This window comes from Rickettsiales bacterium, from assembly GCA_035765535.1.
Taxonomy (GTDB): Bacteria; Pseudomonadota; Alphaproteobacteria; order Rickettsiales; family JABCZZ01; genus JABCZZ01.
Window position 1 is genome coordinate 409,360 of record DASTXE010000006.1, and the last position, 25,242, is coordinate 434,601.

The 25,242-nt window shown below is 51.6% G+C and carries 34 protein-coding genes, 1 tRNA gene and 1 pseudogene; 5 read left to right on the forward strand and 31 right to left on the reverse strand.

What is annotated here, in order from left to right; translation table 11 throughout:
- Positions 1-189: 189 nt before the first annotated feature.
- From rpsE to VFT64_10770, 27 genes and pseudogenes are all read right to left on the reverse strand, one after another.
- The gene (gene rpsE / locus VFT64_10640; protein HEU5048285.1) at positions 190-762 is read right to left on the reverse strand and encodes a 30S ribosomal protein S5; all 573 of its coding nucleotides are present in this window, start codon (positions 760-762) and stop codon (positions 190-192) included.
- Between the two features lie 17 nt (positions 763-779).
- Positions 780-1,142, reverse strand: coding sequence for a 50S ribosomal protein L18 (gene rplR, locus VFT64_10645; GenBank protein HEU5048286.1), 363 nt, complete (start codon positions 1,140-1,142; stop codon positions 780-782).
- A 6-nt stretch (positions 1,143-1,148) separates the two neighbouring features.
- On the reverse strand, positions 1,149-1,682 hold the full coding sequence (rplF, locus tag VFT64_10650; GenBank protein ID HEU5048287.1) for a 50S ribosomal protein L6: 534 nt from the start codon (positions 1,680-1,682) through the stop codon (positions 1,149-1,151).
- Between the two features lie 10 nt (positions 1,683-1,692).
- On the reverse strand, positions 1,693-2,088 hold the full coding sequence (gene rpsH, locus VFT64_10655; protein HEU5048288.1) for a 30S ribosomal protein S8: 396 nt from the start codon (positions 2,086-2,088) through the stop codon (positions 1,693-1,695).
- Positions 2,089-2,099: 11 nt separating this feature from the next.
- Entirely contained in the window at positions 2,100-2,405 is a 306-nt protein-coding gene (gene rpsN / locus VFT64_10660) for a 30S ribosomal protein S14 (protein ID HEU5048289.1), read from the reverse strand.
- 12 nt (positions 2,406-2,417) lie between these two features.
- Entirely contained in the window at positions 2,418-2,957 is a 540-nt protein-coding gene (gene rplE / locus VFT64_10665; protein HEU5048290.1) for a 50S ribosomal protein L5, read from the reverse strand.
- A 167-nt stretch (positions 2,958-3,124) separates the two neighbouring features.
- A complete protein-coding gene (gene rplX / locus VFT64_10670; GenBank protein ID HEU5048291.1) occupies positions 3,125-3,448 on the reverse strand; it encodes a 50S ribosomal protein L24 in 324 nt (107 codons plus the stop codon).
- A gap of 14 nt (positions 3,449-3,462) precedes the next feature.
- Positions 3,463-3,831, reverse strand: a complete 369-nt coding sequence (gene rplN / locus VFT64_10675; protein HEU5048292.1) for a 50S ribosomal protein L14 — start codon at positions 3,829-3,831, stop codon at positions 3,463-3,465.
- A gap of 33 nt (positions 3,832-3,864) precedes the next feature.
- Positions 3,865-4,092, reverse strand: a complete 228-nt coding sequence (rpsQ, locus tag VFT64_10680; GenBank protein HEU5048293.1) for a 30S ribosomal protein S17 — start codon at positions 4,090-4,092, stop codon at positions 3,865-3,867.
- Between the two features lie 116 nt (positions 4,093-4,208).
- Positions 4,209-4,397, reverse strand: a pseudogene (gene rpmC, locus VFT64_10685) (50S ribosomal protein L29).
- Between the two features lie 4 nt (positions 4,398-4,401).
- Positions 4,402-4,821, reverse strand: coding sequence for a 50S ribosomal protein L16 (rplP, locus tag VFT64_10690; protein ID HEU5048294.1), 420 nt, complete (start codon positions 4,819-4,821; stop codon positions 4,402-4,404).
- A gap of 11 nt (positions 4,822-4,832) precedes the next feature.
- A complete protein-coding gene (gene rpsC, locus VFT64_10695; GenBank protein ID HEU5048295.1) occupies positions 4,833-5,522 on the reverse strand; it encodes a 30S ribosomal protein S3 in 690 nt (229 codons plus the stop codon).
- A 3-nt stretch (positions 5,523-5,525) separates the two neighbouring features.
- Positions 5,526-5,906 (reverse strand): 50S ribosomal protein L22, encoded by a 381-nt coding sequence (gene rplV / locus VFT64_10700; protein HEU5048296.1) that lies wholly within the window; start codon positions 5,904-5,906, stop codon positions 5,526-5,528.
- 11 nt (positions 5,907-5,917) lie between these two features.
- Positions 5,918-6,199, reverse strand: coding sequence for a 30S ribosomal protein S19 (gene rpsS / locus VFT64_10705; GenBank protein HEU5048297.1), 282 nt, complete (start codon positions 6,197-6,199; stop codon positions 5,918-5,920).
- Positions 6,200-6,212: 13 nt separating this feature from the next.
- Positions 6,213-7,043, reverse strand: coding sequence for a 50S ribosomal protein L2 (rplB, locus tag VFT64_10710; GenBank protein HEU5048298.1), 831 nt, complete (start codon positions 7,041-7,043; stop codon positions 6,213-6,215).
- A gap of 93 nt (positions 7,044-7,136) precedes the next feature.
- On the reverse strand, positions 7,137-7,469 hold the full coding sequence (locus VFT64_10715) for a 50S ribosomal protein L23 (protein HEU5048299.1): 333 nt from the start codon (positions 7,467-7,469) through the stop codon (positions 7,137-7,139).
- Positions 7,470-7,474: 5 nt separating this feature from the next.
- A complete protein-coding gene (gene rplD, locus VFT64_10720; GenBank protein ID HEU5048300.1) occupies positions 7,475-8,101 on the reverse strand; it encodes a 50S ribosomal protein L4 in 627 nt (208 codons plus the stop codon).
- A 36-nt stretch (positions 8,102-8,137) separates the two neighbouring features.
- Positions 8,138-8,857, reverse strand: coding sequence for a 50S ribosomal protein L3 (rplC, locus tag VFT64_10725; GenBank protein HEU5048301.1), 720 nt, complete (start codon positions 8,855-8,857; stop codon positions 8,138-8,140).
- Positions 8,854-9,180, reverse strand: coding sequence for a 30S ribosomal protein S10 (gene rpsJ / locus VFT64_10730; protein ID HEU5048302.1), 327 nt, complete (start codon positions 9,178-9,180; stop codon positions 8,854-8,856). Before rpsJ ends, rplC begins: the two co-directional genes overlap by 4 nt.
- Before the next feature lie 65 nt (positions 9,181-9,245).
- Positions 9,246-10,436: an elongation factor Tu gene (gene tuf / locus VFT64_10735; protein HEU5048303.1), complete on the reverse strand. Its 1,191-nt coding sequence runs from the start codon at positions 10,434-10,436 to the stop codon at positions 9,246-9,248.
- A gap of 29 nt (positions 10,437-10,465) precedes the next feature.
- The gene (gene fusA / locus VFT64_10740) at positions 10,466-12,541 is read right to left on the reverse strand and encodes an elongation factor G (GenBank protein ID HEU5048304.1); all 2,076 of its coding nucleotides are present in this window, start codon (positions 12,539-12,541) and stop codon (positions 10,466-10,468) included.
- Positions 12,542-12,572: 31 nt separating this feature from the next.
- Positions 12,573-13,043, reverse strand: a complete 471-nt coding sequence (rpsG, locus tag VFT64_10745; GenBank protein HEU5048305.1) for a 30S ribosomal protein S7 — start codon at positions 13,041-13,043, stop codon at positions 12,573-12,575.
- Between the two features lie 9 nt (positions 13,044-13,052).
- The gene (rpsL, locus tag VFT64_10750; protein HEU5048306.1) at positions 13,053-13,424 is read right to left on the reverse strand and encodes a 30S ribosomal protein S12; all 372 of its coding nucleotides are present in this window, start codon (positions 13,422-13,424) and stop codon (positions 13,053-13,055) included.
- A 202-nt stretch (positions 13,425-13,626) separates the two neighbouring features.
- Complete coding sequence (locus tag VFT64_10755) at positions 13,627-14,658, reverse strand: TAXI family TRAP transporter solute-binding subunit (protein HEU5048307.1); 1,032 nt, start codon at positions 14,656-14,658, stop codon at positions 13,627-13,629.
- Between the two features lie 204 nt (positions 14,659-14,862).
- On the reverse strand, positions 14,863-15,378 hold the full coding sequence (locus tag VFT64_10760) for a hypothetical protein (protein HEU5048308.1): 516 nt from the start codon (positions 15,376-15,378) through the stop codon (positions 14,863-14,865).
- Between the two features lie 395 nt (positions 15,379-15,773).
- Positions 15,774-15,849 (reverse strand) — tRNA-Thr (locus VFT64_10765).
- A 108-nt stretch (positions 15,850-15,957) separates the two neighbouring features.
- Entirely contained in the window at positions 15,958-16,587 is a 630-nt protein-coding gene (locus VFT64_10770) for a Sir2 family NAD-dependent protein deacetylase (protein HEU5048309.1), read from the reverse strand.
- A 235-nt stretch (positions 16,588-16,822) separates the two neighbouring features.
- Here VFT64_10770 and VFT64_10775 point away from each other — a divergent pair, with 235 nt between their 5' ends.
- The 5 genes from VFT64_10775 (at position 16,823) to VFT64_10795 (ending at position 22,333) form a co-directional block, all read left to right on the forward strand.
- Positions 16,823-17,863: a rod shape-determining protein gene (locus VFT64_10775; protein HEU5048310.1), complete on the forward strand. Its 1,041-nt coding sequence runs from the start codon at positions 16,823-16,825 to the stop codon at positions 17,861-17,863.
- Between the two features lie 67 nt (positions 17,864-17,930).
- Positions 17,931-18,860, forward strand: coding sequence for a mitofilin family membrane protein (locus VFT64_10780; GenBank protein ID HEU5048311.1), 930 nt, complete (start codon positions 17,931-17,933; stop codon positions 18,858-18,860).
- A 2-nt stretch (positions 18,861-18,862) separates the two neighbouring features.
- Entirely contained in the window at positions 18,863-19,894 is a 1,032-nt protein-coding gene (locus tag VFT64_10785; protein ID HEU5048312.1) for a heme biosynthesis HemY N-terminal domain-containing protein, read from the forward strand.
- Positions 19,895-19,899: 5 nt separating this feature from the next.
- A complete protein-coding gene (locus tag VFT64_10790) occupies positions 19,900-20,388 on the forward strand; it encodes a hypothetical protein (GenBank protein HEU5048313.1) in 489 nt (162 codons plus the stop codon).
- 118 nt (positions 20,389-20,506) lie between these two features.
- Positions 20,507-22,333: a hypothetical protein gene (locus VFT64_10795; GenBank protein HEU5048314.1), complete on the forward strand. Its 1,827-nt coding sequence runs from the start codon at positions 20,507-20,509 to the stop codon at positions 22,331-22,333.
- A gap of 2 nt (positions 22,334-22,335) precedes the next feature.
- On the opposite strand, the gene nuoE is transcribed toward VFT64_10795, so the two are convergent.
- From nuoE to VFT64_10815, 4 genes are read right to left on the reverse strand one after another with little or no spacing between them, the layout of a single operon-like run.
- Positions 22,336-22,941: an NADH-quinone oxidoreductase subunit NuoE gene (gene nuoE, locus VFT64_10800; GenBank protein HEU5048315.1), complete on the reverse strand. Its 606-nt coding sequence runs from the start codon at positions 22,939-22,941 to the stop codon at positions 22,336-22,338.
- A gap of 17 nt (positions 22,942-22,958) precedes the next feature.
- A complete protein-coding gene (locus tag VFT64_10805; protein ID HEU5048316.1) occupies positions 22,959-24,137 on the reverse strand; it encodes an NADH-quinone oxidoreductase subunit D in 1,179 nt (392 codons plus the stop codon).
- Between the two features lie 2 nt (positions 24,138-24,139).
- On the reverse strand, positions 24,140-24,643 hold the full coding sequence (locus VFT64_10810) for a GNAT family N-acetyltransferase (protein ID HEU5048317.1): 504 nt from the start codon (positions 24,641-24,643) through the stop codon (positions 24,140-24,142).
- A gap of 1 nt (position 24,644) precedes the next feature.
- Positions 24,645-25,241: an NADH-quinone oxidoreductase subunit C gene (locus tag VFT64_10815; GenBank protein ID HEU5048318.1), complete on the reverse strand. Its 597-nt coding sequence runs from the start codon at positions 25,239-25,241 to the stop codon at positions 24,645-24,647.
- Between the last annotated feature and the right edge of the window lies 1 nt (position 25,242).

Consider the following 25,242-nt stretch of genomic DNA (forward strand, 5'->3'; position numbering starts at 1 on the left):
CCTGAGCCGGAGCTTTCTTTTCTTTCGGAGCAGCCGTTGCAGCAGCTTCCTTCTTAGCGGGAGCAGCTTTCTTGGCTGTCGTATCCGTTGTTTTCTTGGCAGCAGGTTTCTTCACCGCTTTCTTTTCAGCAGTTTCGGAACCTTCGGCTTTCGCTTTTTTCTCAACCATATGTATCGCCCTAAACTATACTATTCTTCTTTTTTGTCGTCTTTCACTTCCGCACCCGACTCACGACGGCCGATGATTTCACCGACTTTCTTGCCACGTTTTGCAGCAACTGCACGCGGAGAACGCATGGTCGTAAGCGCATCGAAAGTGGCTTTCACCATGTTATGCGGATTGGAAGTACCGATCGACTTTGCTACAACGTCCTGAACGCCCAGCGCTTCGAAAACAGCGCGCATCGGACCGCCAGCGATGATACCCGTACCCGGAGCAGCCGAGCGCATGAAGATCTTGCCTGCACCGAAACGGCCAGCGATATCATGATGCAGTGTGCGGCCTTCGCGCAGTGCGATACGCACCATATGCTTTTTAGCATCGTCGGTCGCTTTCTTTACTGCATCGGTAACTTCTTTCGCCTTGCCGGAACCATAACCGACACGTCCCTTGCCGTCACCGACAACAACGAGCGCAGCAAAACCGAAACGCTTACCGCCTTTAACTACTTTTGCAACACGATTGACTGCAACGAGCTTATCGATGAACTCGTTGGCCGCTTCTTCTTTGTCTGCTGCCGCTTTTTTGTTTTCACGTGCCATCTGTTATTTCCCAATGCTTAGAATGATAATCCGCCTTCACGCGCGCTGTCCGCAAGCGCTTTAACGCGCCCATGATACAGATAACCGCCACGATCGAACACTACTTCAGAGACTTTAGCTTTTTTCGCACGTTCTGCAATCAGACCGCCAACCATTTTAGCTGCGTCAATCGTAGCACCGGATTTTACTTTATCCGTGACTGCTTTTTCAACGGTGGAAGCATGAGCCAGCGTTACGCCCTGAGCGTCATCGATAACCTGCGCATAGATATGCTTGCCGGAACGAAATACGGACAGACGAACACGGCCGCCAGCTTTCTTGCGAATTGCAATACGAACACGTTCTTTACGGCGTTCAAATAAATGGTGTTGCTTTCCCATATGATCCTACTTCTTCTTGCCTTCTTTACGACGGATTTTCTTGCCTTCATAGAGCACGCCCTTGCCCTTGTACGGGTCAACGCGACGCAGACGATGAAGTTCCGCAGCCACCTGGCCGACCAGCTGCTTATCAGCACCGGAAATAACGATCAGGGTCGGCTTTTCCGCCTTGATTTCAACACCGGCCGGAATCACAAATTTGATTTCATGGCTGTAACCGAGCGACATAGTGAGAACACCTTTGTCAACTGCGGCCCTGAAACCCACGCCGATGATTTCAATGCGAACGCTGAAACCTTCAGAAACGCCCTTCACCATGTTATTGATGAGTGCGCGAGCGGTTCCCCACATAGCACGCGCTTCCTTGCTGTCGTTAGCCGGAGCAACATGAACTTTGCCATCCGTGAACGAAATCTTGGCAGCGCTATTGATTGCAGCATGCAGTTCGCCTTTGGCGCCCTTAACGCTGATTTCCTGGCCTTTGATATCGACCTTTACTTTATCCGGTACTGCAACCGGCAACTTACCTACACGCGACATGAGTCATCCCCTAGAATACGCTGCACAATACTTCGCCGCCGACATTGGCGCTACGTGCTTCGAAGTCAGACATTACACCTTTGGAAGTGGAAACGATAGCAATGCCCAGACCGTTGAAAAACTTCGGCAAATCCGAAATGGAGCTATAAAGGCGGCGCCCCGGGGTGGATTCACGCGAGATTTCTTTAATAACCGGTTCACCTTCATGATACTTAAGGTCAACGCGGATATCTTTTTTATTTCCGTCTTCTACAACAGCATAGTCACGGATGTAACCGTCATTCTTCAGCACTTCGAGCACGTTGGCGCAAAGCTTGGAATAGTGGCACTCAACATGCGCCAGACGTGCCTTCTGGCCGTTTCTGATGCGCGTAATCATATCCGAAAGGAGGTCGTTAATAGCCATAATTTCTCTCCTTACCAGCTGGACTTAACGAGGCCGGGAATCTGACCGAACGAGCCGAGCTCGCGCAGTTTGATACGGCAAAGTTTGAATTTACGATAGTTACCACGCGGACGACCGGTCAGTTCGCAACGATTGCGGTGACGGGTTTTAGCGCCGTTGCGCGGCATGGCAGAAAGCTTCATCTGAGCAGCGAAGCGCTCTTCCATGGAAAGCTCTTTATTCATGATGACAGCCTTAAGAGCGGCACGCTTGCCAGCAAACTTCTTTGCCAGCCTTTCCCGCCTGTTGTTTTTCTCTACCGAGCTAGTTTTTGCCACAATGTACCTCTTTTACTTAACAAACGGAAACTGGAAGCCAGCGAGAAGTGCCTTTGCTTCTTCATCAGTATTAGCGGTGGTCACGAAGGACACATCCATACCGCGGATCTTATCAACTTTATCATAGCTGATTTCCGGGAAGATGAGCTGTTCTTTGAGACCGAAAGTGTAGTTACCCTGCCCGTCGAAGCTCTTGCCAGACACACCACGGAAGTCGCGAATACGCGGCATTGCAGTGGTAATCAGACGATCCAGGAATTCATACATACGCTGTTTACGCAAAGTCACCTTAGCACCGATCGGAAGATTCTGGCGCAGCTTAAAACCTGCAATGGATTTGCGTGAACGCGTGATAATGGGCTTCTGACCGGAGATCAGCGCCAGTTCATTGACAGCGACATCAATAACCTTGCTGTCATCAACGGCTTCGCCAAGCCCCATATTGATAACGATCTTTTCCAGCTTCGGAATCTGCATCGGATTCGCATAACCGAACTGCTTCTGCAGGTCGGCACGGATTTTTCCAACATAGAGCGCCTGCATGCGCGGCATGGAAGAAGTCTCAGTCGTTTTAGCAGCTTTTTTCATATAACTTTCTCTGTACAAATCCGGTTTTTGCCGGAAAAAATCAAAAGAGGACGCGACTTATACTATAATTCCCCTTTATTGCAATGAAAAAAACCTGCAATGGGAATCTTTTCAAGTCTTAGCCCGGAATCTTAAGCGATCACCTCGCCAGAACGTCTGGCAACGCGCACTTTGTTACCATCGGCCAGCTCTTTGTAGCCAACACGCGTAGCTTTACCTTCTTTCGGGTCGAGCAGCGCCACGTTGGAAATATGCAGCGAGGCCTCCTTGCTGACGATACCACCGGCATTCGTACGATCCGGACGCTGGTGACGTTTTACAAGGTTAACACCGGAAACGACAACGCGGTCACTTTCACGGATAACCGAAAGAACGGAGCCTTTTTTGCCTTTATCTTTACCGGCAATAACAACGACTTCGTCGCCTTTTTTAATTTTAACTTTTTTCTGAGACATGTGAGTCGTTCCCCTTACAACACTTCCGGTGCCAACGATACGATCTTCATGAACTGCTTGGCACGCAGTTCGCGCACAACCGGGCCGAAGATACGGGTGCCGACCGGCTCATTATCCTTACCGACCAGAACCGCCGCATTCTTATCAAAACGGATAGCGCTGCCATCCGGACGGCGAACGGCAAAAGCAGTGCGCACGATAACGGCGCGGTGCACCTGGCCCTTTTTAACTTTACCACGCGGAATAGCATCCTTTACAGACACCACAATTACGTCGCCGACGGATGCCGTCTTACGCTTGGAACCGCCCAGCACCTTAATGCACTGTACGCGCTTGGCGCCGGAATTATCCGCAACATCCAGGTTTGTTTGCATTTGAATCATAAAAAGCCCGCTTTCTTTCTGTCACCTGACCAATTAATAGATCACAGCCCATTTTTTCGTTTTCGAAATCGGGCGTGATTCGACGATCTTTACGACATCGCCGGTTTTGCACTTGTTCTGCTCGTCATGAGCGGAATATTTCTTGGAGCTACGCACCGTCTTTTTGTAGATCGGATGCGTGAAACGACGCTCAACCTGGACTACAACGGTCTTATCGCCTTTGTCGCTGGTCACTACACCTTGCAAAATACGTTTCGGCATCGTTACTCTCCTGCAGCTTTCTTTTTAGCGGTTGTTTTCTTGGCTTTCGTCTCTTTAGCGGCGGCTTCTGCCTTCGGCGCTTTTGGAGTCTTCGCCTTCTTCACAGCGGGTACGGTACCTGCCGGTTCATTCAGCAACGTCTTGACGCGAGCGATATCGCGACGAACGGCACGGAAACGTGCAGTGTTCGGCGTTTCACCGCCTGCAATTTGAAAACGCAGGTTGAACAGCTCTTTCTTCAGGGAAACAGCCATATCCTTCAATTCGTCGTGTGACTTACCACGCAATTCGGAAATGTGCGCCATAAACTTAGTGTCCTTCCCCTAAACGAGCTATAAACTTGGTTTTGATCGGGAGCTTTGCAGCTGCGCGTTCAAAAGCCTCGCGTGCCACCTGTTCGCTCACACCGTCTACTTCGAACAGAACGCGGCCCGGCTTTACGCGGCATACCCAAAATTCAACGGAACCTTTACCGCTGCCCATACGTACTTCAGCAGGCTTGCGCGTAACAGGTACATCCGGGAAAATGCGGATCCAGAGGCGGCCGACACGCTTTACGTGTCTGGAAATCGCACGGCGAGCCGCTTCAATCTGGCGCGCAGTAACGCGTTCCGGTTCAAGCGCCTTCAGGCCGTATTCCCCGAAATTCAGGTCAAAACCACCTTTAGCGTTACCTTTAATACGGCCTTTATGGGCCTTACGGTATTTTGTCTTCTTCGGCATCAACATAAAATATGCTCTTATATCAGTTCGTTACCAGTGGTGCGCTCAACGTCTTTCTTGTCCTGCGCCATCGGATCGTGGGCCATGATTTCGCCCTTGAACACCCACACCTTCACACCGATGATACCATAGGTGGTAAGGGCGGTTGCTATACCATAGTCTACATCAGCACGCAAGGTATGAAGCGGAACGCGACCTTCGCGGTACCATTCCATACGGGCGATTTCGTTACCACCAAGACGACCGGAGCAGTTAATACGAATGCCCAGCGCACCAAGACGCAGAGCCGATTGTACTGCACGTTTCATCGCGCGGCGGAAAGCGATACGGCGTTCAAGCTGCTGAGCAATGCTTTCAGCGATCAGAGTGGCGTCAATTTCCGGCTTGCGGATTTCAACAATATTCAGATGCACTTCATCACGCGTGAACTTGCTGAGATCTTTTTTAATCTTTTCGATATCAGCGCCTTTTTTACCAATCACCACACCCGGACGTGCCGTATGGATAGTGATACGGGCTTTTTTGGTCGGACGCTCGATAATAATGCGGCTGATACCAGCGCTGCCGAGATTCTTTTTCAGATATTTACGGATGGAGATATCTTCATGCAACTTGCCTGCAAAGTCACCACCCGCAGCAAACCAGCGGGAATCCCAGGTTTTGTTTATCCCTAAACGTAAGCCAACCGGATTAATCTTCTGACCCATGCCTTATTCCCCTTTTTCGCGCAAAATAATGGTGAGATTGCTGAACGGCTTGAGAATCCTTGCACCACGACCGCGCGCACGGGTATGCATACGCTTCATAACAAGGCTCTTGCCAACCCATGCTTCCGATATAACGAGATCGTCAACATTAAGGTTGAAATTATTTTCAGCATTGGCGATAGCTGACTGAACAGCTTTACGAACATCGCCTGCAATACGCTTGTGGCTGAAGGCAAGCTGGACGAGCGCGTTTTCAACTTTCATGCCGCGAATCATCTTGGCGACATAATTGAGCTTAATCGGGCTGACGCGCAGACGATTGATAATCGCCCTGGCCTCTCCTTGCCTGCTGCCCTTGGCAGCTTCAGATTTCTGCTTTGCCATAAATCAATCCTTTAACCTGCTTTTGCTTTCTTATCGCCGCCACCATGGGCAACGAAGGTACGCGTCGGAGCGAATTCGCCGAATTTATGGCCAACCATATCTTCAGTCACCAGCACCGGGATGAACTTTTTGCCATTGTAGACGCCGAAAGTGACGCCAATGAACTGCGGCAATATTGTCGAACGACGTGACCAAATCTGGATGATCTGGTTACGACCGCTTGCACGGGCTTTTTCAGCCTTAGCAAACAGGTAACCATCGACAAACGGGCCTTTCCAAACTGAACGAGCCATAATCTCCTACCCCTTATGCTTTCTTGTGACGGCTATGAACAATAAGCTTATTCGTGCGCTTATTCTTCCTGGTCTTATTACCTTTGGTACCCTTGCCCCACGGTGTAACCGGATGACGGCCACCTGAGGTACGGCCTTCACCACCACCATGCGGATGGTCAACCGGGTTCATTGCAACGCCACGCACGCAAGGACGGATGCCCTTCCAGCGGCTGCGACCTGCCTTACCAATCATTTCGTTCTGGTGGTCCTGGTTGGACACAGCACCGATCGTTGCCATACACTCACCGCGAACCAGACGAACTTCGCCCGAACGCATTTTAATCTGCACATAACCGGAGTCTTTACCTACCAGCTGCACATAACCACCGGCAGCACGGGCAATCTGACCGCCCTTACCGGGCTTCATTTCAACGTTATGAACGATCGTACCCACCGGAATGTTACGCAGCTGCATAGCAAAACCGGGCTTTACGTCCGTTTTCACGCCGGAGCAAATCACATCACCGACCGCGAGACGCTGCGGAGCAAGAATATAGGAAAGTTGGCCGTCTTCATATTTAATGAGGGCAATGAACGCCGAACGGTTCGGATCGTATTCGATACGCTCGACCGTAGCGTTGACGTCAAATTTGGTACGCTTAAAATCAACATGACGATAGCGCTGCTTATGACCGCCACCGACGCGGAACGCAGTAACGCGTCCGAGATTATTACGTCCACCGGATTTATTCTGACCTTCCGTCAGAGACTTAACCGGTCCGCCCTTCCAAAGTTCAGAGCGATCTACCTGTACCAGACCACGCAAAGATTTGGTGGTCGGTTTAAATGTTTTAAGCGCCATAACTACGTCTCCATGTTTTGCGGCGGCAAATATTAACCCAAATTGAATCGGGGAAGCGACTTATATCCATTCCCTAGCAAATTGCAAGCAAAATTATGCTATACCGCTCGCTAAATCGATCGACTGACCGGCTGCCAGGGTGACAACCGCTTTTTTGAAGTCTTTTCGCTGGCCCAGAGCGCCACGGAATACTTTTACCTTACCCTGCACGTTGATCGTATTCACGCTCACGACTTCAACCTTAAAAAGAGCTTCAACCGCTTCTTTTATTTGGGTTTTCGTCGCATCATTGCGTACGCGGAACACAACCTTGTTCTGTTCGGAGATAGCCGTAGCTTTTTCCGTGATCACCGGGCGTTCGATAACATCATAGAATGCTTCCTTAAGTACCGGAGCTTCTTTCTTCGCCTTTTTTGCTATTGCCATATCCCTTATTCCTTAGCTAAACGCGCTTCCAGGAAAGCAACAGCGTCCTTGGTCAGCACCAGTTCCTTGTGGTTCAAGATGTCATAAACATTGGCACCCTGCTGCGACAGAATATCAACGCCTTTAATATTGCGAGCTGCGCGGGCAAATGCCTCGTCAAGCTGTGCACCGCCGATGATAAGGGGCTTTACAAAGCCGAACTTTTCCAGAGCGGCGGCAATTTTCTTCGTCTTCGCTTCTTTAACCTGCAGCGAGTCGAGAATCACCAGCTTGCCTTCTGCCTGTTTAGCGGAAAGCGCTACGCAAAGAGCAAGGTTACGCACCTTTTTCGGCAGGTCGATAGCGTGGCTACGGACAACCGGACCGAAAATCGTTGCACCGCCACGGAACTGCGGGGAACGCAGCGAACCGGCACGTGCACGACCGGAGCCTTTCTGTTTCCACGGCTTTTTCGTCGTGCCGCTTATTTCCGATACGCCTTTGGTTTTATGCGTACCCGCACGGCGCTTTGCCAGCTGATACTGTACCATGCGCGCCAGGATGTCCTTGCGCATTGCTGCGCCGAACACTGCATCAGCAAGCTCAATATCGCCAGCTGCCTTGTTATCAAGCGTCTTTACCGCGACCTTCATAGAAGTAACCTCTTTCAACCTTAATATTTCCTGCGACTATTCGCTCTTCTGTTCTGCCGGTGCGGCAACAGCTGCATCAGCCGCTTTTTTCAGCGCGGCAGGCAGCGGCACATTAGCCGGAGCAGCACGCTTTACAGCGTCTTTAATAAGCACGTAGCTGTTTTCAGAACCCGGTACGGCACCTTTGATATAGATAAAGCCACGTTCTGCATCCGTGGAAACCACTTCCAGATTGGACACCGTAACGCGCTCAACACCTAGATGGCCAGCCATCTTCTTGCCTTTGAATACTTTACCCGGATCCTGACGCTGACCGGTCGAACCGTGTGAACGATGCGAAACCGATACACCGTGCGAAGCTTCGAGACCTGCGAAGTTCCAACGCTTCATAACACCGGCAAATCCTTTACCGATCGTCGTGCCGATAACGTCTACATACTGACCCGGCAAGTAATGCGTAGCAGCAATTTCCGCACCGATTTCCGGGAGGTTTTCTGCGCTCACGCGAAATTCAGCGAGCTTCATGCCCGGCTCAACTTTTGCCTTTGCATAATGGCCGCGCAGGGCTTTGCTGACATTCTTCACTTTCGCCTTACCGGAAGAAAGCTGAACAGCAGTATAGCCGTCACGTTCCTGAGTCTTGTGCGCAACCACCTTGAGATTATCAAGCTGGAGCACGGTTACGGGGATATGAACGCCATCTTCGTCGAAAATGCGCGACATCCCAAGTTTCTTTGCAATTACACCGGTTCTCATGCTGCCTTCTCCTCACCCAGCTGAATCTTCACGTCAACCCCGGCGGAGAGATCGAGCTTCATCAGCGCATCAACAGTCTGTGGCGTCGGATCGATAATGTCGATAAGACGCTTATGCGTACGGATTTCGAACTGCTCGCGCGACTTCTTATCGATGTGCGGTGAACGGTTAACCGTAAAACGCTCGATACGACGCGGCAGCGGCACGGGGCCACGAACCTGTGCGCCTGTACGCTTCGCGGTGTTCACGATTTCGCTCGTCGAGTTATCCAGCATCATATGGTCGTATGCTTTCAGACGAATCCGTATTTTCTGACTGTTCATATCTTTTCCCTTTGGTTAAGGGGCCGGAGCACTTTACAGCACTCCAGCCCCTTCCCCTTTTATCGTTACTCTACAATTTTAGCGACTACGCCCGCACCTACGGTTCTGCCACCTTCACGGATAGCGAAACGCAGACCTTCGTCCATAGCGATCGGCTGAATCAGCTGAATTTCCATGGAGATGTTGTCACCCGGCATAACCATTTCAACACCTTCCGGCAGCGTTACTACGCCCGTTACGTCGGTCGTACGGAAGTAGAACTGCGGACGGTAGTTAGCGAAGAACGGGGTATGACGGCCGCCTTCTTCCTTGGTGAGAACGTAAGCTTCCGCTTTGAACTTCGTGTGCGGAGTGATGCTGCCCGGCTTCGCCAGTACCTGACCACGCTCAACTTCGTCACGCTTCGTACCGCGCAGCAGTGCGCCGATATTGTCACCAGCACGGCCTTCGTCAAGCAGTTTGCGGAACATTTCAACACCGGTGCAGGTCGTCTTAACCGTCGGTTTCAGACCAACGATTTCAACTTCTTCACCCACTTTCACGATACCGCGTTCAACACGGCCGGTAACAACGGTACCACGGCCTTCGATGGAGAACACGTCTTCGATCGGCATCAGGAACGGCTTGTCGATCGGACGTTCCGGCTGCGGAATCGTCGCATCAACAGCTTCCATCAGTTTCATGATAGCGTCTTTGCCGAGCGCCGGATTCTTGTCTTCCAGAGCGCACAGAGCGGAACCGCGGATGATCGGGATGGTGTCGCCCGGGAATTTGTACTTGTTCAGCAGTTCGCGAACTTCCATTTCAACCAGATCGAGCAGTTCAGCGTCGTCAACCATGTCGCACTTGTTGAGGAATACAACGATAGCCGGTACGCCAACCTGACGAGCGAGCAGGATGTGCTCACGGGTCTGCGGCATCGGACCGTCAGCAGCGGATACTACGAGAATAGCACCGTCCATCTGAGCAGCACCGGTGATCATGTTCTTCACATAGTCAGCGTGGCCCGGGCAGTCAACGTGCGCATAGTGACGGCCTTCGGTTTCATATTCAACGTGCGCGGTGTTAATGGTGATACCACGTGCTTTTTCTTCCGGAGCAGCGTCAATCTGGTCGTAAGCAGTGAATTTTGCACGGCCGGCTTCTGCCAGTACTTTCGTAATCGCAGCGGTCAGCGAGGTTTTGCCGTGATCCACGTGCCCGATCGTACCGATATTGCAGTGCGGCTTATTGCGTTCAAATTTCTCTTTGCTCATTGAAAGACTCCTTGTTTATCTAAAATGGTTTAAGCAACTTTTTTCTTGATTTCGTCAATCATGTTAGACGGAACCTGCTCATAATGGTCGAACTGCATCGTATATTGAGCACGTCCCTGCGTCATTGAACGCAGTGTATTAACATAACCAAACATTTTCGCAAGCGGAACCATCGCATCAATCACGATAGCGTTACCGCGCATGTCCTGGCCCTGAATCTGGCCACGGCGGCCGGTAAGATCGCCGATGACGGAACCGGTATATTCTTCCGGCGTCACGACTTCGACCTTCATGATCGGCTCAAGCAGCTTCGGGTCACCCTTCGGCATGCCTTCGCGGAATGCAGCTCTTGCAGCGATTTCGAATGCGAGCACGCTGGAGTCAACGTCATGGTAAGCGCCGTCAACCAGCGTTGCCTTGAAGTCGATCGTCGGGTAACCGGCAACCACGCCGTTATCCAGAGAAGCCTTCAGGCCTTTTTCAACGCCCGGGATGAATTCCTTCGGAACCGAACCGCCAACGATTTTGCTTTCAAAGATGAAGCCGCTGCCCGGTTCAAGCGGTTCGAGTTCGAGCGAGATACGCGCAAACTGACCGGAACCACCGGACTGCTTCTTGTGAGTATAATCGATTGTGGTCTTCTTCGAGATCGTTTCGCGGTAAGCAACCTGCGGAGCACCTACATTCGCTTCCACCTTGAACTCGCGTTTCATACGGTCAACGATGATTTCCAAGTGCAATTCGCCCATACCCTTAAGGATGGTCTGACCGGTTTCTTCATCGCTGGAAACGCGCAAAGAAGGATCTTCAGATGCAAGCCTGGACAGAGCCATGCCCATCTTTTCCTGGTCGGCCTTGGTCTTGGGTTCAACAGCCAATTCGATAACCGGCTCGGGGAATTCCATACGCTCGAGGATAACAGCGGCATCCGGATCGGACAGCGTGTCACCGGTCGTGGTGTCTTTCAGACCGGCCAGCGCGATGATGTCACCAGCATAAGCTTCCTTGATATCTTCGCGGGAGTTCGCGTGCATCAGCAACATACGGCCCACGCGCTCACGCTTGTCCTTCACCGTGTTGAGTACATAGGAACCGGATTCCAGTTTGCCGGAATAAATACGGGCGAAGGTCAACGAACCGACGAACGGGTCGCTCATGATCTTGAATGCCAGTGCGGAGAATTTTTCGCCGTCTTCCGCCTTGCGCACGATTTCAGCTTCGGTCTTCGCGTCGATACCCTTGATCGCCGGAACGTCCAGCGGGCTCGGCAGGAAGTCCACAACCGCATCAAGCATCGGCTGAACGCCTTTGTTCTTGAAAGCAGCGCCGTTCAACACCGGAACGAATTTGAACTGTACGGTACCTTTACGGATACAAGCCTTGAGCTGCTCGGTGGTCGGCTCAGTGCCGCCAAGATATGCTTCCATAACCGCATCGTCCATTTCAACGGCGATTTCGAGCATCTTTTCACGGGCTTTTTTCGCAGCATCAACCATGTCGGCAGGAATTTCAACTTCGTCGAACTTCGCGCCGAGGTTTTCATCATGCCATACAATAGCCTTCATTTTGATCAGGTCGACAACGCCAAGATATTTGTCTTCGGAACCGATCGGCAACTGAAGCACGAGCGGTACGGTACCCAGACGGTCAACCATCATGTCGACACAACGCTGGAAGTTCGCACCGGTACGGTCCATCTTATTGACGAAGCAGATACGCGGAACACGGTATTTGTCGGCCTGGCGCCATACGGTTTCGGACTGCGGCTCAACACCCGCAACGGAGTCGAATACGGCAACAGCACCGTCAAGTACGCGCATGGAGCGCTCTACTTCGATGGTGAAGTCTACGTGGCCCGGTGTGTCGATAATGTTGATGCGGTAGTCGCCCCAGAAGCAAGTGGTAGCAGCAGAGGTAATGGTAATACCACGTTCCTGCTCCTGCTCCATCCAGTCCATGGTGGCAGCACCTTCGTGCACTTCGCCGATCTTGTGCGATTTACCGGTATAATAAAGAATACGCTCCGTAGTCGTGGTTTTACCTGCGTCGATATGCGCACAGATACCAATGTTACGATAGTCTTTAAGCGGTGTTTTACGAGACATATTCTTAATTTCCCAGAACTTTTCTTATTGGTTACCAGCGGTAATGCGAGAATGCTTTGTTTGCTTCCGCCATACGGTGAGTATCTTCACGCTTCTTGATCGCGCCGCCACGGTTGTTAGCAGCATCGAGCAGTTCGTTTGCGATACGCTCTTTCATGGTCTTGTCCTTGCGAGCGCGCGAAGCAGCAATGAGCCAGCGGATCGCCAGCGCCTGACGGCGTTCCTGACGCACTTCCGTCGGCACCTGGTAGGTCGCACCGCCTACGCGGCGGGAACGCACTTCAACGGTCGGCATGACGTTATCCAGCGCAGCGCTGAAAACCGGCAGCGGGTCCTGGCTGGTACGCTTATTGATAACATCCAGAGCACCGTACACGATTGCTTCCGCAACGGACTTCTTCCCATCATACATGAGGGAATTGATGAATTTCGTAAAAACGACATTGCCGTATTTCGCATCCGGCAAAACAACTCTTTTAACTGCTGCACGACGACGTGACATAAAAACTCCTTATTTAGGACGCTTCGCGCCGTAGAGCGAACGCGACTGCTTACGATTCTTAACACCCTGGGTATCGAGCGTACCGCGAATAATGTGGTAGCGCACACCCGGCAAGTCCTTTACACGGCCGCCGCGGATCATGACCACGGAGTGCTCCTGAAGGTTATGCCCTTCACCCGGGATATAGCTGGTAACTTCAAAGCCGTTCGTGAGACGGACGCGGGCGACCTTACGCAGAGCCGAGTTCGGCTTTTTCGGCGTGGTCGTATAAACGCGCGTACAAACGCCACGTTTCTGCGGGCAGGCTTCCATAGCCGGCACTTTGTTGCGATGCGTCGGCTTCACACGTGGTTTGCGAACCAATTGATTAATTGTCGGCATGAAGTATCCTTAATAATTCTTTTGTAACTAGTTAACGGGAAAAAAGCAGCCCGCAAGAGGGGGGCAACATAACCATAGGCCTAAATTCAGTCAAGATAAATTTTGCAAGTTTAAGGCTTTTTGACAAGGACGGCGGACAGTAGGCAAACTGCGGGGAAATTACCCTGCGTCTGCCCCCTGCCCGCCGCTTTAGAAACCGGGCTTACTGGCCCTTAATAATATTGAGCAAATCCTTCTCCAGCGTATTCTGGCTGTCATCGGATTCATTGTCACCCGACAGGATGCCCTTGGAGCATTCATCGCGCTTCCAGCTGCCGACATCCGCATCCAGATCCACCTGCTGCCACTTGGGGTGCCCTGTGGACTTCAGATCGCCCATGTTATCGTAGATGGCCTTGACAAGTTTGCCCATATTGCGGCAATGCTCGCGGTAATAGTCCCCCTTTTTCATGGTATAATCATAGGTTACGAGCAACGCCTTCACGGAAACCGTCGGCACGTCCTGCGTAACGTAGCTATAATCGTCATGGGTGATGGTGGCTGAATTATATTCCTTCAGCAGCCTGCGGTCAGTGATCGGCAGGAAGTGAACATGAGACAGTTTCCCGGCGTTCGCCCCTTGAATGCTTTCAAGCTCTTCCATGTTCTTGAACATTTTTACCGGCTTTCCGCCCACGAATACCATCGCATCAACTTCGCCGTTCAGCACCGCAATCACACCGTGCGGCGGATCGACCTGGTACATTTTGGCGGGAGTAATCCCAAGAATCGAGAAAATATTGACTGCAGTGATAAGACTGCCGCTATCTTCACTGCCAACGACGACACGCTTATTGTTAAGCTCTTCGATGCTCTTGATGTCATTATTGGCGAGAATATGGACTTCCTCATTATATAAAGGAAGAACGAGGCGCAGCTTGCGGGCTTTTTCCATAGAATCTTTATTCTTGGAACGGCTTAGGAAGCCCATCACGTCCGACTGCACGATCGCCAGGCCGACCTTTTCCTTGCTCGTAATACGCTTCAGGTTGTCTACCGATCCCTTGGAGTCGAACACATTGACCTGCACGCTGGCTTTTGCGGCTTCACGGGCAATATCACGGCCGAATACTATATAAGTACCGGTTTTCGGTCCGGTAACCATCCCGATGGCTGCATCATCGCTTGCGGCCATTCCGGGGACGCTGACCGACATCAGGCACAATGCCAGAAGGATTATACGTTGCAATTTCATTAGCGACCTCTTCTGTTTATAACAATAACCGCCCTGCCCGAAGACAAAGCTCTACTATAGCGCATCCGCCATATCCGGCATGGCACGCAACCACTCAATGCCCTGGCGTTGTATGCCAGGCACACCCAATCTGTAAAGAAAAATTAATAAATGACTTCCAAACGGCAGCCATAATAATTCAAGCGTATCGCTGAAGCCGAGAACTTACTGTCTATCAATAATGGAGAGCAGATCCGCCCCGGCAGCCGGGCTGGCTTTCTTCGGCGCAGCTTCCTCCGGTTTCGCGGTAGACGGTTTTTCATCGGCAGGCTTCTGAGGCGCGGCAGCTACCGGTGCTGGTTGACCGGCAAGCTCAGGCTTCCCTGCCTCAGGCGTATCCAGCTGGGGCTTCTCCTGAACGGAGACATCCTCAACAGGAGCTGCTTGCGCAGGAGTAGCCTCGACCGGTTTTGCCGGTGCAGGCGCCGGTTCAACCGGCGTGGCCACAGAAAGGGGCTGTGAATCTTCACTTTTCACATAAGGCTGGGCGTCAGGAAGCCTGACAATATTATTCTGGCCTTTCGGCGTAGGAACGGAAACTGCAGATACGGTATCCGCTTTATCATTATCCAGAATGGCAACCAGACCGGCATTCACTATGACGAACAGTGCGACCAGCAGAAAAGTGAATTTGAGATTCATGGAATGGGCTTCTGCTTTATCGAGCATGATCTCCGGCATAACGACTCCAGCATGATCCACGGGCTCTTGTGTTTCAGAGTCCGGCATGATCAATGTAAACTTCGCCGGCCCCTGTTTGTTGCCGGTAAGATTGTCAGCGCCCTCACCAGTATTCGGAAGGGACACCAATGTTTGACTTGATATTTTTCCGCGAGGCATTCACGTAACCTTAATTTTTATTTACACGCCTTAAAACATACTCTCACCATTTATGCAATAGTCTCTTTGTGCATTTTGCATTTTTAGGTTGTGCTCCTATTCATAAACACTACCAAGCAATTGATCAGACAAACGCAACGGTGCGCAGCCAATGAATGTTGATCCCAAAAAGAGACACCCAGAGAGCGAGTATGTTTTAGAAAATTTTATGAAGCGTGCTTACAAGTCTGTAAGAATGGTGCCGTTGACAGGAGTCGAACCTGCGACCCACGCATTACGAATGCGTTGCTCTACCAACTGAGCTACAACGGCGCCGGAAAAATTTACCGGCAGCATCATTACCCAGAAGATTTCAAAAGTGCAAGCACTCCTTTACGAATAAAATGCAATTATGCGAGTAGCCATTGCGGAGATCTCTACTTAAAGCAGCGCCTTCACAAATTCCGGCACCAGTTCCGTGGCCCTGCCATACCGTGCTTCGTCGAATAAATACCCACCCTGCGACGGTTCAAGATTCAGCTCCAGCGTATGGGCGCCGCGAGCCCTGGCTTCACTTGCGAATCCTGCCGCCGGATAGACATTGCCCGACGTACCGACGGAAACAAATAGATCGCAACGTGCGAGCGCCTCGTAAATCTCCATCATATAAAGCGGCATTTCACCAAACCATACAATATGGGGGCGCAACGTTCCAACTTCGTGACAGCAGCCGCAAAGACTCTCTGAGCTTATATCCCCTGCCCAGCCATAAATAGTATCTGTTTCAACGCAGCGCACCTTCTTCAATTCGCCGTGCATGTGAAAAAAGCGAAATCCTTTGCCGCTCGCATGCCCCGCCAGTGCACGATCATGCAGATCGTCTACATTCTGCGTCACCAGCGTGAAGTCACCGTCAAACCGCTCGGCAAGCATCGCAAGCGCTGCATGCGCAGCATTCGGCTGCACAGCAGCCAATTGCGCACGCCGCTGATTGTAAAACGATTGCACCAGTTCGGGGTTACGCGCGAATGCTTCAGGCGTGGCCACATCCTCAATCCGGGATGATGCCACAGCCCATTTCCATCACGGAATGTCGCAACGCCGGATTCCGCGGATATCCCTGCCCCCGTCAGCACGACCACAGACTTGATGTCCCTGCCTTTCAGAACTTGAAAATCACCCATGCTCGCCCCATATTTTTCTATATCTTATGCAGCGCAATATAATTAGACAATGGTCTTTGACATGCCGCAAAATCCGTCTATAAAATAAAGCCGTTCACCCTAAATAAATCCTTGGTAATAGTATGTTCGCACGTTTCTTCGGTCTCCTTTCCTCCGATATGGCTGTCGATCTCGGCACCGCCAATACGCTGGTCTATGTGAAAGGAAGAGGCATTATCCTGAACGAGCCCTCCGTGGTCGCGATGGTGTCCGAGCGCGGTGTAGACGTGCCTTACGCATTCGGCAACGAAGCCAAGATGATGCTGGGCCGCACTCCGGCCAAGATCGAAGCCGTAAGACCCCTCAAGGACGGCGTTATTGCGGACTTTAAGACCGCTGAAAAAATGATTCAGCATTTCATTTACCGCATTCATAGCCGCCGCAGCTTTACCGGCCCGCTCATTATTATTTGCGTACCCTCCGGCTCCACTCCCGTTGAGCGCCGCGCTATTCAGGACGCTGCAGAACGTGCCGGTGCGCGTGAAGTCTTCCTGATCGAGGAACCGATGGCTGCAGCAATCGGTGCTGGCTTACCTGTCACAGAACCGACTGGTTCCATGATCGTGGATATTGGCGGGGGCACGACGGAAGTCGCCATCCTGTCACTGGGCGGTATCGTATATGCCCGTTCGGTGCGCGTCGGCGGCGACAAGATGGACGAAGCGATCATTTCCTATATCCGCCGTTATCATAATCTCCTGATCGGTGAAACCACAGCCGAGCGCATCAAGAAAGAAATCGGTGCCGCCTGCCCGCCGCAGGAAGGTTACGGCAGGACCATTGAAATCAAAGGCCGCGACCTGATGAACGGCGTGCCCAAGGAACTGACCCTCAGCGAATACCAGATTGCCGAAAGCCTCATCGAACCTGTCAGCCAGATTGTGGAAGCGGTAAAGGTGGCGCTGGAATGCACCCCGCCGGAACTCTCCGCAGATATCGTGGACAAGGGCATCGCACTGAGCGGCGGCGGTTCGCTGCTGCATAACCTCGACTTCGTTCTCTCGCAGGCGACCGGTCTGCCGGTATTCGTGGCTGAGGAACCGCTGAACTGCGTGGCGCTGGGCAGCGGCAAGGTGCTTGAAAACCGCGACGTCTTCAAGCATGTGCTGTTCAAGCAGGACTGATATTGCCTCACATCTTTTTCATTTGCAGCAAGTTTAGCCGGTAACGGTTTTTTAGACTGGAGACACCATGGAAAACGCCGACATCGAAAAAGAGATTATCGCCGAGAAGAAAAGCATCTCGCATCTGCGTATTGCATTACTGGTCTTCCTGCTCGTAGTGACAGTCGCCTTCGCAGGCTTCTATAATGTCACCAATAAACATGTGGACCGCCAGATGGTGGATACCTCCGTATTGGACGCACGTCTTCAGAATATCGATAATGCCGTCTCCAGCCATGAACGGCGGCTTGAGAAAGTGGAACAGGACCTGGAAGCGCTGAGCAAAATGCAGAAAGCATCCACCCCCGAAGCCGTAAACGCGCTGGATACTAAGGTCACAGCATTGGAAAAAGACGTGCATACGATGAAACCTTCCTCCGGTGCTAATGCGCAGACTCCGGAGCAAATCTCACATGCCATCGGACTGATTTCGGTCTTCTTCCATTTAAGTAGCAACATCACTTCCGGCAAACCGTTCATTGCCGAACTGAACGCATTTGAAAATAAATATGGAAAAGACGATCAGGCAGTAAACGATATGATTGCCACCGTCGCGCCTTATGCAGACAGCGGCATCCCGACCACTCCGCAACTGCTGGATTCGTTCGACGATGCGGCCGACAGCGCCAAGCGCCGGGAAGCGGCACCACCGGAAAATGCGGGGTTCTGGCAGAAGCTGGTCTTTAATCTTTCGCACATGATAACCATACGCCGGATCGATCAAACGCAGAAAGGTAACTCCACCGACATGATTATCGGACGCGCTGAGGATCACCTGAATAATGATGAGATCAGCGCAGCCATCACTGAAATTAATGCCCTGCCGGAGAATATCCGGGGTAATTTCGCCGCCTGGCTGGAAGACGCAAGAATCGCCGAACAGGCCCCCGCCATCATCGACAGTATGGAGGAAAAAGTGATGAAAAAAGCCTTCGCAGCCCAAGAAAAAACTGACTGACAATGTGGCGCATTATCCTGATCCTGCTGATTATCGCTTTCCTGTCACTGGGCGTGGCATGGCTGGCGGACACGCCGGGAATCGTAACGGTGGATTGGGGCTCCTATCATCTTGAAACTTCCCTGCCGATGCTGCTGGCCATTGTCGCAAGCACCGCACTGCTGTTCATGCTGATCTATACATTGGTGCTGACGCTGCTTTACACACCGCGCCACTGGGCACATTCGCGTCTTGCCGGCCGCCAGATGCGCGGTATCGAGGCGATGACGGCCGCATTCGCTGCGCTAGCCACAAGCGATTTGCGACAGGCACGCAAGCAGGTCCTGCGCGCGCAGCAATACCTGCCGCATCAGCCGCTGCCGCTCATGCTGGCCGCACAGCTTGCCCGTATGGAAGGCAACGATAGCAAAGCGCGCCTCTATACGGAAAAGATGCTCGGCAATGAAGTAACGGAAGCCATGGCGCTGCGCCATCTGATTGAAAATACCCGCAACGCGGATGATCATGCGACCGCGCTCACCTATGCCGAAAAGGCTTTGGCCCTGAACCCTAAAGATACGGGCATGATTGCCACGCTCTGCGAACTCTACGTAAAAACAGGCAATCCCTCCCGTGCCAAGCACCTGCTCGAACACTCTTTGCAAAGACGTTACATCGATAAAAAATTCTTCCGTCAGGAAAGCGCCCGGATTCTATGCGAAGAAGCAAAACAGCTCATGGAACAGCGCCGCACCGACGCGGCTATCATTCAATTGAAAGAAAGCCTCTCCCGGCAGCCCGAACTGACGGAAGCTGCCGTGCTGCTTGCCGAGATTCTCATTGCCCGCAATGAGTCGGAAAAAGCATTCGCTATTCTTGCAAAATCCTGGAAATACGCACCCCATGCCTCCTTACGCGAAACGCTGGTCAGACTCGGTGAAAATGAGCAGAACCGAAAGAAATTTATATCATCGCTGCAAAAAATTGCTAAAATACATCCGGAACATGAGGAAAGCGAATTGCTGCTCAGGGATATAAACAACACCGCCGGCTGATTGCCATGTCGAAAAGATTATCTTCCATTCTTCTATTCTTATTGCTGGCTGCCTGCAGCGGTCAGGCCGCGAACGATGTGGATCACGGATTGGATGCAGTAGAAGATAATACTGCCGCCACCTGGAACAAGGCCCGCAGCATTGCGGGTTTCCCGGAACGCCAGCCCAAGCCGAAAACCTCCAATGCACAGGCCCGGTATTGCTACCGTGCGCTTGAGGATATCATTTGCTACGGAAAACCCATCCCCGGCCAGGAAGACCGCCTTATCGCCTACCAGGGCAGCCATGGCCAGACCGGCTATATATTGCCCGAACACCATACGGATGAAAATGGAATTGAATTGCCTGTACTGGAATCCTCAAAGGTCGCCGTGCCTCCCGCTGTCGCCGGAACAGAGGCAGCCCCCGCCGCAAACCGTCCTAAGCTGAAGGAAATCTTCTATAACCCGGATGAACTGCAGCCACGAGAGCTAGTTCCTCAAAAATCTGAATAAAAACAGCATAATAGTTCCCTCCCAAGGTTCATCTCACTGCAGTAAAATTCACAAAACTGTCACATACTCCCTTTGGCTTTTATGTTACCTTCTTAAAAGAGGTAAATAATAGCCATATATGAGCACGGACACCGCAACCGCATTACAGGAACCTACAGCATTTGGCGCTCTGGAAACCAACACCATTTACCAGATCGGCGATAGCAATAAATACCTGTATATTAAATCGTCCCAGAAAAACGATCCGGTTAACCCGCAAACCCCTCCTGTAATAACCTATTACGTTCATTTTGCGACCCGCGATCCTGCCAAAAATATGTTGAATCGCATTAATGCTGAAAGCTTCAGCATGGGAAAAGACGATACCGCTCTAATGACCGGATTACTGAACAAAATAGGAGCCGCAGAATTGCGCAAGGCGGAACCTCAAAGAGAGCATGTCATCGCGCTCAATCACCCGCAAAACTATGCCGAACCAACGGACAGTGATCTTGATAAAAGACACAAAAACAGTCTGAAGCAGATCATAGACAGTCATGAAGAAGATAAAAGGGGCATTCCTCTGAATGCTCCGGTAAAAGTAGAAGCTTATTGGCAAACTGCGCATGAAGACTATCTCAGACAGCAGCAAGCAAAAACAGAGAAAGTAGAGACAGACACTACAGCAGCTGATAAGCGGACTCCCCCGCCACCTCTGCCACTTCCCGATACCCTGCCCCATGTAAAAGATGAAGGTACCGGTCCTAAGAAGCTTACCTTCAGTCAGTTGGAAAGCGGGGTGATGTATCCAACGGGAAAAAACCGCACTTTCCTTTATATAGAACCTGGCGATTCAAATCATACAGTCAATGTTTACACTTATTCGGCACAGGCAACAACGCCTGTTATTTTCGATATTGAGGTCGCGCCCCCCCCTTCCACAGCCCAATCTCCTGCAGAAGCCAGATTGATAAAAGATAATAAAAAGCAACTGGCCAAAACTATTCAGGGGCTAGAGATTTATGAACCAGACCGCAGGTTATCCCCTACCGGTGAGGATGCAATCGCCGCCGCTCTCCCGCGTTACGTAATGCAGGCTTATTTGGGAGGCGTTAAACTTCTTCCAGAAGAAGAACGCAGAAAAAAAGTTGCTTCAAATGCTGAACGGCAAAACCAATCTGCGGGATCACAAGAATTATGGGGTGATATCAAAGGCAGCATTACCGGTCAACCCCGGCTGGTATTAGCGACAGATAAATCAGGTAGGCTGCTGGCTGGCATCGTTATGCATCCCGGCGATTCCGTAGAAGAATGGGCGGCATTTGATACAAATACGCGCAAATGGACAGTACCAGAGAAAGATAGCGTCAAAGCAGAAGATGTAACCATTGTATCTCCCTCTGATAGTGCTGAATATATAAAGACCTTCAAACAACAGGCTGGTGTAACACTTACCGACAAGAAACATGAAGGAAAACCTTCGCTTTTTGATATTATGTTCAGCGAGGAATCCATAGGCGATGACACAGTGAAACAACGCTTTACACCGGAAAAAATCGCCGATCATCTAAGGCAGGACTTTAAGGATCGTTATTCCGTAGAAGCTCCGCCTGCGAAAGACCCACCAGAGTCCTCATCATCTCCTTCCTCTCCGATCGTCAATGCCAACATCAACGGCAATCTGGATACAAAGCATGAACTGAATATGGGCAAAGGCACTGTTGCATTTGCTGCCATCGCGGGCACCGCATTGCTCGGAGCCGTTGGAATCGGTGCTATGAGAGCAAAAAACGCTCCTCAAACACCGGCAACACAACAGGATAATGGGCAGAATCCGCAAGCCGAACAGAATCAGAAATCTTGGATCAACAAGATCGCGCCATTAGGGCTTGCAGCCGCAGCAGTCACAGGCGCTGCATTATTGGTTGCAAAGAGCAATTCCAATAGCGGCGGTCAAAGCCGGTAAGGTTACTTCTTCTTTTTAAGAGTAGTCGCGCCGCCCTGGGGTTCGGAAGACGTACGGCCGGATTGAGAGCCGGGCTTGGCTTTCCCTTCTTTCAGCGCATCCAGCAGCTTTACGACATTTTCTGCCGTCAGATCTTCGTAGAAATGATCGCCAACCTGCGCCATCGGCGCATTCACGCATGCCCCCAGGCATTCGGCTTCCTTAAGGGTAAATTGCTTATCGGGCGTGGTTTCACCCACCTTGATACCCAGATGTTTTTCGCATGCTTTGACGATCGCATCCGAACCGCGCAGCCAGCAGGGAGTCGTGGTGCAAAGCTCCACCATATGCTTGCCCACAGGAGCAAGATTATACATCGTATAAAAGGTCGCGACTTCATAAACGCGCATCGGAGCCATGTCGAGCATTTCCGCAATCACATCCATCGCCACTTTCGGTATCCAGTTGGCATGCTGCTTTTGCGCCAGCGTCAACAGCGGCATAACGGCCGAAGCCTGCCTGCCTTCCGGATAACGCGCGATGATCTTGCGCGCCTGTTCCAGATTTTCAGGAGTAAAGGCAAACTCCGTCGGCTGTTCAAACACTTTCTGCTGTACTGCTGCACCCATAACTAATCTCTCACAAATTATCTGTCGATTTCACCGAATACAATATCCTGCGTTCCGATGATCGTCACCAGATCCGCAAGCAGATGCCCCTTGGTCATGAACTCAAGCGCCTGCAGATGGGCAAAGCCCGGTGCGCGCACTTTGCAGCGATAAGGCTTATTCGTGCCGTCCGATACGAGATATACGCCGAATTCACCCTTAGGCGCTTCCACGGCCGTATAGGTTTCCCCTTTGGGAACGTGATAGCCTTCGGTATAAAGCTTGAAGTGATGGATCATTGCTTCCATCGAAGTTTTCATCAGATCGCGCTTGGGCGGCGTGATTTTCGGATCGTTCGTTGCGACCTCGCCCTTTGGCATTTTCTCCAGGCACTGTTTGATGATACGCAGCGACTGGCGCATTTCTTCCATACGCACAAGATAACGGTCCCAGCAATCGCCGTTCTTACCGATAGCAATATCGAAATCCAACTGGTCGTATACTTCATATGGCTGCGCCTTGCGCAGATCCCACGCAATGCCGGAGCCGCGCAGCATCGGACCGGAGAAGCCCCAGTCAAGTGCCTGCTGTGCGCTGACCACGCCGATATCCACCGTGCGCTGTTTCCAGATGCGGTTTTCGCTAAGCAGATTGTCCACATCGTCCAGATATTTCACGAAGCCTTCGGCCCAGCGAGCGATATCGTCTTCCATACCGGCCGGAATATCCTGATGCACGCCGCCCGGACGGAAATAAGCCGAGTGGAAACGTGCGCCGGAAGCGCGTTCATAGAAGGAAAGAATCTTTTCGCGTTCTTCAAAGAGCCACAGCAGGGGCGTCATCGCGCCCACGTCAAGCGCCTGCGTCGTCACGTTCAGAATATGGTTCAGGATACGCGTCAGCTCGCAGAACAGTACGCGCAGATATTTTGCGCGCGGTGGAATCTCACAGCCCAGCAGCTTCTCCACTGCCAACGCGTAGCAATGTTCCTGCGCCATCGGCGATACGTAATCCAGACGATCGAAATACGGCAGCGCCTGCAGATAAGTCTTATGCTCGATAAGCTTTTCCGTACCGCGGTGCAGAAGACCGATATGCGGATCGGCGCGTTCGATCACTTCGCCGTCCATCTCAAGTACAAGGCGTAATACGCCATGCGCCGCCGGATGCTGCGGGCCGAAATTGAACGTCATGTTTTTGGTTTTTAATTCTGCCATAACTATATATCTTCCAGGGAACGGTACATGATATGCACATCGGTAAGCCCAAGCTGGCTATGACGGAACGCCTTGGGAACCGTACCGATGATCTTGAAACCCATTTTCTGCCATAATTTCACGGCAGCCTCGTTTGTCGCCACTACAAAATTGAACTGCATGGCGCTGTAACCAAGACGCTTTGCTTCCTTCAGCGATGCGCGGCACATGGCCTGCGCAATGCCTTTGCCACGGTAATCCTTATGCACCATATAACCGGCATTAGCCACATGGTCGCCAAACCCCGGTTTATTGCTGCGGATCGTGAACGTGCCGACAATCCTGTCACCATGCTTTACGACATAACCGTGGCAGTTATTGTGAATCCAGATATTCTGCGCCTGTTCTTCGGTCATATCCGGCGCATAGGTGTACGTGTCGCCGCGGCTGATGACATCGCGGAAAATGTTCCAGATACCCGGCCAGTCACTTTCAGCGGCTGGCGATATGCTCCACTCTTCGCTCATGTTAATTCACTTTCGGTTTATTAGCGTCGTCAAACGCGTATTTGGCACCTTCCCACGGGCTGAGGAAATCGAACGAGCGGTATGCCTGCTGGAGTTTCACCGGAGAATAAACCACAGCTTTCTGCTCTTCGTCATAACGCAGTTCCACAAACCCCGTCAGCGGGAAATCCTTACGCAGCGGGTGGCCGTCAAATCCATAATCTGTCAGGATACGGCGCAGATCTGAGTTGCCGGAGAAATAAATGCCGTACATATCCCAGGTTTCGCGCTCAAACCACCCTGCTGCAGAAAACACACCGACCACGGAAGGGACAGGCGTAGCCTCATCTGTCTGCAGCTTCACGCGCACACGGCAATTCAGTTTTACCGAAAGCAAATTATACACCACGTCGAAACGCTTTGCGCGTTCGGGATAATCCGCACCGCAGACATCCATCAGCTGCGTAAACTGGCACTCAGCATCGTCACGCAGGAAAAGCATGAGCTTCACCACATCGGCAGCCGGAACGTGCAGCATCAGTTCGCCGAATGCGATCTCCGCTTCTACCTTCTGCGCCTTTTTGATGTGCTCAGCGAGTTCTACAAGGGTTTTTGCCATG

Bases quoted from the DNA above. Each gene is read 5' to 3' on its own strand.
- rpsE (HEU5048285.1), bottom strand. From the start codon at position 762: ATGGCACGTGAAAACAAAAAAGCGGCAGCAGACAAAGAAGAAGCGGCC.
- rplR (HEU5048286.1), bottom strand. From the start codon at position 1,142: ATGGGAAAGCAACACCATTTATTTGAACGCCGTAAAGAACGTGTTCGT.
- rplF (HEU5048287.1), bottom strand. From the start codon at position 1,682: ATGTCGCGTGTAGGTAAGTTGCCGGTTGCAGTACCGGATAAAGTAAAG.
- rpsH (HEU5048288.1), bottom strand. From the start codon at position 2,088: ATGGCTATTAACGACCTCCTTTCGGATATGATTACGCGCATCAGAAAC.
- rplE (HEU5048290.1), bottom strand. From the start codon at position 2,957: ATGCCGCGCATGCAGGCGCTCTATGTTGGAAAAATCCGTGCCGACCTG.
- rplX (HEU5048291.1), bottom strand. From the start codon at position 3,448: ATGTCTCAGAAAAAAGTTAAAATTAAAAAAGGCGACGAAGTCGTTGTT.
- rplN (HEU5048292.1), bottom strand. From the start codon at position 3,831: ATGATTCAAATGCAAACAAACCTGGATGTTGCGGATAATTCCGGCGCC.
- rpsQ (HEU5048293.1), bottom strand. From the start codon at position 4,092: ATGCCGAAACGTATTTTGCAAGGTGTAGTGACCAGCGACAAAGGCGAT.
- rplP (HEU5048294.1), bottom strand. From the start codon at position 4,821: ATGTTGATGCCGAAGAAGACAAAATACCGTAAGGCCCATAAAGGCCGT.
- rpsC (HEU5048295.1), bottom strand. From the start codon at position 5,522: ATGGGTCAGAAGATTAATCCGGTTGGCTTACGTTTAGGGATAAACAAA.
- rplV (HEU5048296.1), bottom strand. From the start codon at position 5,906: ATGGCAAAGCAGAAATCTGAAGCTGCCAAGGGCAGCAGGCAAGGAGAG.
- rpsS (HEU5048297.1), bottom strand. From the start codon at position 6,199: ATGGCTCGTTCAGTTTGGAAAGGCCCGTTTGTCGATGGTTACCTGTTT.
- rplB (HEU5048298.1), bottom strand. From the start codon at position 7,043: ATGGCGCTTAAAACATTTAAACCGACCACCAAATCTTTGCGTGGTCTG.
- VFT64_10715 (HEU5048299.1), bottom strand. From the start codon at position 7,469: ATGGCAATAGCAAAAAAGGCGAAGAAAGAAGCTCCGGTACTTAAGGAA.
- rplD (HEU5048300.1), bottom strand. From the start codon at position 8,101: ATGAAGGTCGCGGTAAAGACGCTTGATAACAAGGCAGCTGGCGATATT.
- rplC (HEU5048301.1), bottom strand. From the start codon at position 8,857: ATGAGAACCGGTGTAATTGCAAAGAAACTTGGGATGTCGCGCATTTTC.
- rpsJ (HEU5048302.1), bottom strand. From the start codon at position 9,180: ATGAACAGTCAGAAAATACGGATTCGTCTGAAAGCATACGACCATATG.
- tuf (HEU5048303.1), bottom strand. From the start codon at position 10,436: ATGAGCAAAGAGAAATTTGAACGCAATAAGCCGCACTGCAATATCGGT.
- fusA (HEU5048304.1), bottom strand. From the start codon at position 12,541: ATGTCTCGTAAAACACCGCTTAAAGACTATCGTAACATTGGTATCTGT.
- rpsG (HEU5048305.1), bottom strand. From the start codon at position 13,043: ATGTCACGTCGTCGTGCAGCAGTTAAAAGAGTTGTTTTGCCGGATGCG.
- rpsL (HEU5048306.1), bottom strand. From the start codon at position 13,424: ATGCCGACAATTAATCAATTGGTTCGCAAACCACGTGTGAAGCCGACG.
- VFT64_10755 (HEU5048307.1), bottom strand. From the start codon at position 14,658: ATGAAATTGCAACGTATAATCCTTCTGGCATTGTGCCTGATGTCGGTC.
- VFT64_10760 (HEU5048308.1), bottom strand. From the start codon at position 15,378: ATGCCGGAGATCATGCTCGATAAAGCAGAAGCCCATTCCATGAATCTC.
- VFT64_10775 (HEU5048310.1), top strand. From the start codon at position 16,823: ATGTTCGCACGTTTCTTCGGTCTCCTTTCCTCCGATATGGCTGTCGAT.
- VFT64_10780 (HEU5048311.1), top strand. From the start codon at position 17,931: ATGGAAAACGCCGACATCGAAAAAGAGATTATCGCCGAGAAGAAAAGC.
- VFT64_10785 (HEU5048312.1), top strand. From the start codon at position 18,863: ATGTGGCGCATTATCCTGATCCTGCTGATTATCGCTTTCCTGTCACTG.
- VFT64_10790 (HEU5048313.1), top strand. From the start codon at position 19,900: ATGTCGAAAAGATTATCTTCCATTCTTCTATTCTTATTGCTGGCTGCC.
- VFT64_10795 (HEU5048314.1), top strand. From the start codon at position 20,507: ATGAGCACGGACACCGCAACCGCATTACAGGAACCTACAGCATTTGGC.
- nuoE (HEU5048315.1), bottom strand. From the start codon at position 22,941: ATGGGTGCAGCAGTACAGCAGAAAGTGTTTGAACAGCCGACGGAGTTT.
- VFT64_10805 (HEU5048316.1), bottom strand. From the start codon at position 24,137: ATGGCAGAATTAAAAACCAAAAACATGACGTTCAATTTCGGCCCGCAG.
- VFT64_10810 (HEU5048317.1), bottom strand. From the start codon at position 24,643: ATGAGCGAAGAGTGGAGCATATCGCCAGCCGCTGAAAGTGACTGGCCG.
- VFT64_10815 (HEU5048318.1), bottom strand. From the start codon at position 25,241: ATGGCAAAAACCCTTGTAGAACTCGCTGAGCACATCAAAAAGGCGCAG.